The 7,548-nt window shown below is 67.1% G+C and carries 10 protein-coding genes and 1 pseudogene; 2 read left to right on the top strand and 9 right to left on the bottom strand.

Going from position 1 to position 7,548, the window contains the following annotated elements; translation table 11 throughout:
- A pseudogene (locus ASE70_RS19260) lies at positions 1-796 on the top strand (IS30 family transposase); the annotation flags it as partial.
- Positions 797-854: 58 nt separating this feature from the next.
- On the opposite strand, the gene ASE70_RS12240 reads toward ASE70_RS19260, so the two are convergent.
- The 4 genes from ASE70_RS12240 to ASE70_RS12225 are packed head-to-tail and all read right to left on the bottom strand — an operon-like array spanning position 855 to position 3,623.
- Complete coding sequence (locus ASE70_RS12240) at positions 855-1,724, bottom strand: alpha/beta fold hydrolase (protein WP_056505203.1); 870 nt, start codon at positions 1,722-1,724, stop codon at positions 855-857.
- Between the two features lie 5 nt (positions 1,725-1,729).
- On the bottom strand, positions 1,730-2,632 hold the full coding sequence (locus ASE70_RS12235) for a pirin family protein (RefSeq protein ID WP_056505201.1): 903 nt from the start codon (positions 2,630-2,632) through the stop codon (positions 1,730-1,732).
- Positions 2,632-3,336 (bottom strand): glutathione S-transferase, encoded by a 705-nt coding sequence (locus ASE70_RS12230; RefSeq protein WP_056398594.1) that lies wholly within the window; start codon positions 3,334-3,336, stop codon positions 2,632-2,634. The genes ASE70_RS12235 and ASE70_RS12230 overlap by 1 nt, the downstream gene beginning before the upstream one ends.
- Positions 3,333-3,623, bottom strand: a complete 291-nt coding sequence (locus tag ASE70_RS12225; RefSeq protein ID WP_056398597.1) for a BolA family protein — start codon at positions 3,621-3,623, stop codon at positions 3,333-3,335. Before ASE70_RS12225 ends, ASE70_RS12230 begins: the two co-directional genes overlap by 4 nt.
- 36 nt (positions 3,624-3,659) lie before the next feature.
- Between ASE70_RS12225 and ASE70_RS12220 the strand changes: the two genes are divergently transcribed.
- Positions 3,660-4,274, top strand: coding sequence for a J domain-containing protein (locus tag ASE70_RS12220; protein WP_056505198.1), 615 nt, complete (start codon positions 3,660-3,662; stop codon positions 4,272-4,274).
- Between the two features lie 173 nt (positions 4,275-4,447).
- On the opposite strand, the gene ASE70_RS12215 is transcribed toward ASE70_RS12220, so the two are convergent.
- From ASE70_RS12215 to ASE70_RS12190, 5 genes are read right to left on the bottom strand one after another with little or no spacing between them, the layout of a single operon-like run.
- Positions 4,448-4,903: an SRPBCC domain-containing protein gene (locus ASE70_RS12215; RefSeq protein ID WP_056505197.1), complete on the bottom strand. Its 456-nt coding sequence runs from the start codon at positions 4,901-4,903 to the stop codon at positions 4,448-4,450.
- Positions 4,900-5,385, bottom strand: coding sequence for a VOC family protein (locus ASE70_RS12210; RefSeq protein WP_056505192.1), 486 nt, complete (start codon positions 5,383-5,385; stop codon positions 4,900-4,902). The genes ASE70_RS12215 and ASE70_RS12210 overlap by 4 nt, the downstream gene beginning before the upstream one ends.
- The gene (locus ASE70_RS12205) at positions 5,382-6,149 is read right to left on the bottom strand and encodes a VOC family protein (RefSeq protein ID WP_056398605.1); all 768 of its coding nucleotides are present in this window, start codon (positions 6,147-6,149) and stop codon (positions 5,382-5,384) included. The genes ASE70_RS12210 and ASE70_RS12205 overlap by 4 nt, the downstream gene beginning before the upstream one ends.
- Positions 6,146-6,880, bottom strand: a complete 735-nt coding sequence (locus ASE70_RS21015; protein WP_082451002.1) for a DUF1428 domain-containing protein — start codon at positions 6,878-6,880, stop codon at positions 6,146-6,148. The genes ASE70_RS12205 and ASE70_RS21015 overlap by 4 nt, the downstream gene beginning before the upstream one ends.
- Positions 6,877-7,305 carry a VOC family protein gene (locus tag ASE70_RS12190; protein ID WP_056505189.1) on the bottom strand — a complete coding sequence of 143 codons (429 nt, stop codon included), beginning with the start codon at positions 7,303-7,305 and terminating at the stop codon, positions 6,877-6,879. The genes ASE70_RS21015 and ASE70_RS12190 overlap by 4 nt, the downstream gene beginning before the upstream one ends.
- Positions 7,306-7,548 lie beyond the last annotated feature (243 nt).

Genomic DNA, 7,548 nt, shown 5'->3' with positions numbered 1-7,548 from the left:
CCCGCCTATGCCCAGGCGCAGGCCGAGGCGCGGCGCTGGAGCGGCTGCCGGCTGGAGCGCGAGGACGATCTGCGCGAAACCATCCTCGATCGTCTCGGTGCCGGCTGGTCGCCCGAGCAGGTCTCAGGCCGTCTCGCGCGCGAGGCAGGCCGCCCGGTCATCAGCCATGAGACGATCTACCGCTTCGTCTACGCCCAGCTCACGCGCCAGGTACAAACGGGGCTGGCGTGGCAAGGGCGGCTGGCCGCGCCGCACCGACCGGACCTCGATCTACGACCGCCCGGCGGATATCGCGGATCGCCACGTGCCGGGCCACTGGGAGGCCGATGCCATGCTCTTCTCCAAGCCCGGTCGCGCGATCCTCGTCGCCCACGAGCGCGCCTCCCGCCTCACCATCGTCGTGCGCCAGGACAGCCTCAAGGCCGACCCCGTCGCCGACGCCCTCGTCCGCATGCTCAAGCCGCTGCCGGCCACGCTACGACGCTCGATCACCTTCGATAACGGCACCGAATTCACACGCCACCAGCGCATCGAACGCGGGCTCGCACTCGACACCTACTTCTGCGACCCCCGCGCGCCATGGCAGAAAGGCGGCGTCGAGAACGCCATCGGACGCCTCAGGCGCGACCTGCCCCGCAGCACCGATCTCGACGACTTGCCTTCACGCAAACTCGACGCCATCCTCGCCAGACACAACCTCACACCCCGAAAATGCCTCGGCTTCAAAACGCCCGCCGAAACCTTCAACCCGTTGCACTTCGAATGTGAATCCACACCCGGGTCAAGCCCGGGGTGACGAGGTGGGTTGATGTTGCCTGCCCGAACCGGCGGTGGGTTGGGGGCGCGATCGGCTTTTACGGCAGCCACCCCCGGATCGCGTCGTTCACCGCTTCGGGTGCCTCCCACGGCACGAAATGGCCGGCGTCGACCGTTGCCACCGTCAGGTCGAGCACCACCGCGTCCAGCCCGTCGAACTGTACCGGCAACAGCGCCTTGTCGCGCAGGCCCCAAATCACCAGCGTTGGTTGCACGATCGGCGGGAAGGGGGCGTCGATCCAGGCCGGGCGCTCGGGCGTTTCGCCCGGTGCCGGCACGACGATCGCCGAGGCGCGGTACCAGTTCAGCATCGCGGTCATCGCGCCGGGTTGCGACCATTCGTCGAGATAGGCGGCCTTGTCCGTACCCGCGATGGTGCGGGTGACCAGTTTGGCAAAGCCGGTCGCGAAGAAATGTTCGAGGCCGCTGCCGATCAGCCCGCGATCGATCGACGTGTCGCGGAATTTCGTGATGTACTGGCTGGCGGCGCGCTGTTCGGGGTCGTCGAACAGCGAACGCTGGAAGACCAGCGGGTGCGGTGCGTTGAGGATGACGAGGCCTTCGATCCGGTCGGGATGGCGCAACGCGGCCATCCACGCGATCGCGCCGCCCCAGTCATGACCGACCAGCGTGAACCGGTCGACCCCCAGCGCATCGGCGAGCGCGATCAGGTCGGCGACGATGTGGTCGGGGGCATAGTCCGCGACCGCCGCCGGCTTGTCGGAGCGGACATAGCCGCGCTGATCGGGGGCGATGACGTGATGGTCGTGCGCAAATTCCGGCAGTTGGTGCCGCCACGTCCGATGCGATTCGGGAAAGCCATGGAGGAAGATCATCGCCGGCGCGCCCGCATCGCCCGCCACCGCGACGTCGAGCGACACGCCGGTCGACAGCGCGATGCGACGCATCCTCGTCACGGATAGCTGACCGTCTTGGGGATTTCGGGGATGGGGATGAATTCCTCGGCATCGTCGGGGACTTTGGGGAAGTTGCCCGCTTTCCAGTCGGCCTTGGCCTGATCGATGCGGTCGCGGCGTGAGGACACGAAATTCCACCAGACATGGCGCGGGGTGGTGAACGCCTCGCCACCGCACAGCATCACGCGCGCGCCGGCCGACGACCGCAGGGTCGCGGCGATGCCGGGGCGCAGAACGTAGAGCGTCATCGGGTCGAGCGCGACGCCGTCCAATGCCGCGTCGCCATGCGTCAGATACAGCGCGCGTTCGTCGGCACCGGCATCGATCGGGATCGCGCCGTTCGATTCGAGGATGATGTCGGCATATATGGTCGCGGCGTATTGCGTGGTCGGGGCCGACACGCCCCACAGGTCGCCCATCACGACGCGGGCAGTCGCGCCGCTGCCGTTGACGATCGGCAGGCGGGTGGCCTCGACATGTTCGAACGCCGGGTCGATTTCCTCGCGGTCCTCGGGCATCGCCAGCCATGTCTGGATACCCGACAGCAGCGGGCCGCCGGCGCGTTCGTCGTCCGGCGAGCGTTCCGAATGAACGATGCCGTGGCCGGCGGTCATCAGGTTCACCGCGCCGGGTTCGATGCGTGCAAAGGTGCCGAGAGAGTCGCGATGGTCGATCGCGCCGCCGAACAGATAGGTGACCGTCGACAGGTTGATATGCGGATGCGGACGCACGTCGATGCCCTGCCCGGGGTCGAGCTCGGCCGGGCCCATCTGATCGAAGAAGATGAACGGGCCGACCATCGTCCGCGTCCTGGTCGGCAGGGTGCGATGCACCTTGAACCCGCCAAGGTCGTGGGTGATCGGCAAGATCGTCTGAAGAAAGAAGCGATCGTTTTCCATCAATCGGCGTCCAGTTCGGGATAGTGGCGGAAAATGCCGTCTTCATTGAAGGGGATACGCCGGTCGCTGGCAAGATAGTCGGCGATGCCGGGCAGGGTGGCGACGGCGTTGCGGATCGCGATCAGCCGGGGCAGGCCGGGTTCGAGCATTTTCATCCGGTTGGGAAAGGCGTAGCGCAGCCCGTCGACCAGCTGGAACAGCGAGGTATCGACATAGGTCCAGCGATGGTCGATCGCCCACGGATCGTTGTTTTCGCCGAGCAGGTCTTCGAAATAGGTCAGGAATTTAGGCAGGCGTTCGGACCGGAACTGTCGGGCAGCGCGCAATGCCTCCGCCTGCTGATCCTCGTAATAGTCGCCGGTCGCCACCGGATGATGGACGGCGTGGATTTCGGTGACGAGGTCGGCGATCGTCAATTGCCACTGATTTGCCCATTGCCGGTCGCGGATGCTCGACATGCTGATGCCGTGGCGCTCGCCCAGATATTGCAGGATGTTGGCGACCTGCGCGATGACGAAATTGTCGAGCGAGAGATAGGGCGGGGCGAACGGCGGGCGCGGGTGCCGTTCCAGCATGGCCAGCATCGCCTCCACGCCATCCTCGCGCGCGCGGTCGCGATAGGCGATGCCGGCCCCCTCCATCGCGAGGCGGACGAATTCACCGCGGCCCTGTATCGTCGGCCAGTACCAGAGGTCGTAGCTCAATCGCCATCTCCCGGAGCGCGGGCGCGAATCGCCAGCGCGTGGATGCGGGTGGCCAGCAGGTCGGCAAGCGCCCGGTTGACCATCCGCTGCCGCCCAACGCGCGACTGGCCGAGAAAGCCATCCGCGACGATATCGACCGAAAAATGGCTCTCGCCGGTGCCGTCGTCGCCCATATGGCCGGCATGATGGTGGCTGTCGTTGGTCACGACCAGATGAGTCGGGGACAGGGCGTCGTGGAGCCGCCGGGCGATCAGATCGGCGAGCGGCAAGGTGGTGGTGTCGGTCATCGCGCCTATATAGCCCCTTTTGCCAAAGGGAGTCGCGTGGCGCGCGAGAAGATCAGCAAGGATCGCCCCAATGCCCGGTTCCACGGGCGGGTCGAGGCGAATGGCCGGCCGTGCGAGGTGCCCGGATGCGCGGAGGCGGGCGAATTCCGCGCGCCGCCGGTCGAGGGCGCACCGCAGGGCGGCGAACGGCCGAACGCCTATCGCTGGTTCTGCCTCGAGCATATCCGCGCGTTCAACGCGGGGTATAATTACTTTGCGGGCATGACCGCCGAGGAGATCACCGACGCACAGCGCCCCTATGCCGGTTGGGACCGCGAGACCCGCGCCTTTGCACGGGCCGGCGTCGATCCCGGGCCGGCCTGGGCCGATTTTGCCGACCCGCTCGATGCGATCGGCGCGAAGTTCCGCGATGCGCGGGTGAACCGGGCCGAGCGCAGGGACGGGCGGTCGCTCAGCCCCGCCGACCGGTCGGCGCTGAAGGTCATGGGGCTGGACATCGATGTCGACCGGACCGGCCTGCGCCAGCGTTATTCGGAACTGGTGCGGCGCTATCACCCCGACCGCAATGGCGGCGACCGGCAGCATGAGGCGGCGTTGCAGAAGGTGATCGCGGCGTATCAGCAGTTGAAGGGCGCGGTGGCGTTTGCTTGAGGGAGGGCCGCGTCTTCAACGTCTATCACCGTTTGCTTCGAGCGTAGGTTCGAGCCTGTGAGAACCGTAGTTGAGAAGCCGTTGCCTTGGGCGGGCAGTTCTGGACGGACGCTTCTCGACTTCGCTCGAAGCTGCTCGAACCAAACGGGTGGGTAATGGTCAGGGCGGGGCCGTCACGCAAAGTTGACCGCGACCGCCTCCAATTGCTGCGCGACCATGGTCCAGCCGCCTTCGAAACCCATTTCGGCATGCATCTTCGCGGTTTCTTCGTCCCAGTGGCGGGCGGCGGCGCGGTAGAGGGTCGTGTCGCCATCGGCTTCGAAGGTGAAGAGGCCGACGAACGCCAGCCGCTGCGGCTGCGGTATCCAGCCGGGGGCGAAGGCGTTGGTGAAGGCGACGCGTTCATACGGGACCGCCTCGAGGATGACGCCTTCGCCGGTCATTTCCTCCCCCGCCGGTCCGCGCATCGTCGTCGCGAACCGACCGCCGGGGGTGAGGTCGAGGGCGATCAGGTCGGTGGTCCAGGGGCGCGGGGCCCACCATTTGGGGAGATGTTCGGTCCATGCCTGCCACACCGCGTCGACGGGGGCGGCGATGCGGCGTTCGATCGCCAGTTCGTGTTCGGTCATCGGGTCTCTCCGCTGCGAGCGGCCTCGATAGCGGCAATGTCGATCTTCTGCATCGTCATCATCGCCTGCATGACGCGTCCGGCCGCTGCCCGATCGGTATCCGCCATCCCCGCCATCAGCGCGCGCGGCGTGATCTGCCACGACAGGCCGAACCGGTCCTTGCACCAGCCACAGTCGCGCGCCTGCCCGCCGTCCGCGACGATCGCGTCCCAATAGCGGTCGGTCTCCGCCTGATCGTCGGTCAGCACCTGAAACGAGATCGCATCGGAAAAGGGCGTCGGCGGGCCGTGGTTGAGCGCGAAACCGGGCTGGCCGAGCAGGGTGAACTCGACGACCAGCGCGTCCCCCGCCTTGCCGCCGGGAAAGTCGGCGGCAGCCGCGTGGACACGTCCGACCGCGCTGTCGGGAAAGGTTGCGGCGTAGAAGCGCGCCGCTTCCTCCGCCCGGCCGTTGACGACCAGACACAGTTGCAGCTTGCTCATCGCCGCGGGCCGACCAAGCCGAAGCGGGCACTCTGCGGATCGGTGGCGACGATCGAATAGCTGCCGCCGGGGATCTGGTCGGGCCCTTGCAGGATGGTGCCGCCGCCCGCCGTGATTCGGTCGGCGGCATGGTCGATATCGGCGACATGGGTCGAATATTGCCAGCCGGCCTCACCGCCCGGCACCATGCCCATCGCGGCGCCGATCGCGACGTCGCCGCACAGCAGGAACTTATAGTCGCCATACGCCCCCATCGGCATCGATCCCTGCTGTCGCCAGCCGAACCGGTCGACATAGAAGGCGATGGCGCGGTCGGGGTCGGGGGCCATCAGCTGGTTCCAGACGAAATGGCCCGGCGTCGCCTGATCGGCGGGCTGGAAGACGGTGCTGGTCGCGTCGCTTTCGCTGCGCATCAGATAGAGCGCGGCGTCTTGCGGGTCGGTGAGCATCGCGATGCGGCCGACGCCGGGGATGGTGGTCGGAGCCATGTGCTGCGTACCGCCGGCGGCGACGAAATCGGCGGCGGCGGCATCGACATCGTCGACCGCGACATAGCCGAGCCAGACCGGGGCGGGCATCCCCGGCGGCATCGCCATCAGCCCGCCGATCATCGCCCCGTCGGGGGCGACGAACAGCCGATAGTCCATGTCCGGCATGCCCGAATCCTGCACCTGCCAGCCGACGACGTCGGCGTAGAAGGTGGCCGCCGCGTCGATGTCGCTGGTCAGCAATTCATACCAGATGAAGTCGCCCTGCCGGTTCATGCGTCCGCTCCCATGCGTTGATCGAAAACGGGTAAGAAGCCGCCATAGACCATGCGGCGGCCGTCGAACGGCATGTCGCGATCGGCCATGCGCGGGTCGGCCATCACCGCCTGCCACCCGGTGTTGCGCGCATCCTTCGACGGCCATTCGATCCACGAATAACAGGCGACCTCGCCGTCCTGCAGCGCGACGGCCCGCGCGAAATCGGTGTGTTTGCCCACGGGTACGTCGTCGCCCCATCCCTCGACCACGCGCAGCGCGCCGTGATCGCGGAACACCTGTGCCGATTCGGCGGCAAAGGCGATATAGGCGTCGCGGCCGGCGGCGGGGACCGGGGTCAGGCAGCCATCGACATAGCCGGGGGCGGTGTTTGTCCCATCGCTATCGCTGACCATGACCCCGTCGAACCCGCCATAGATCATGCGCTTGCCGTCGAAAGGCATGCCGAGCGCCGCCATCCGCGGATCGGCCATCATCGCCGCGCCGGCCGCATCGCGCGTCGCCCGATCGGGATATTCGATCCAGCTGAACAAGACGTCTTCGTCATCGGTCAGCGCGACCGCGCGGGCGAAATCGGTGTGGGTGCCGGCCGGTACGTCGTCCCCCCGGCATTCGACCAGCCGCGTCGCGCCAAGATCGGCAAAGATCGCCGCGGCCTGCGCGACATGGTGTTCATAAGCGGCGCGGTTGTCGCGCGGCACCGGGGTCACGAACCCGTCGATATAGGTCATGCTGCCGCCCCGTCGGCATGGGCGGCTTCGGCGGCGGCCATGTCCATGGTGAACGGTCCCCAGCCATGGCCGTCGAGATCCTCGAACGCGCGGCTGTACATGAAACCTTCGTCCTCGGGATCGTGGAGTTCGCGCCCACCCGCCGCCAGCGCGGCGTCGGTGATCGCGTCGACGGCGGCGCGGTCGTCGAACGACAACGCCAGCAGCACGCCGCTTTCGGTGCGCGGGTCGATGACCCGCTTGGGCGTGAAGGTGGCGTAGAAGTCGCGGTCGAGCAGCATGACGTGGATGTTGTCCGACCACGTCATGCCCGATCCGCGATCGTTCGAGAATCGCGGGTCCTGCACGAACCCGATCGCCTCGTAAAAGCGTGTTGCCGCCGGCACATCGGCGACCGCGAGGTTCACGAAAATCATCTTCGACATGGCACCCTCTCCCCGGTTTCCACGAATCACACTCCGTGTTGGGTGCGCCTTTCCCTTGCAAAAGCAACGACGAAGTTAGGCAAGGAACGCTGACCCAACCGCCGGGGCCGCGACGATGGCGGCGGGTGATAGCGGTCGGGGGGAACCGGGCGATGGCCGAACGGTTCACGACGCTGTTCCGCCTGCCGCCAACGGTTGAGTAGGCGGCCCCGATCGTCCTAAAGGACCCCGCGACGCTCCTGC

Origin of the sequence: Sphingomonas sp. Leaf22, from assembly GCF_001421715.1 — a bacterium.
In the GTDB taxonomy this organism is placed as follows: Bacteria; Pseudomonadota; Alphaproteobacteria; order Sphingomonadales; family Sphingomonadaceae; genus Sphingomonas.
This window is presented reverse-complemented; position numbering and strand designations above follow the sequence as displayed.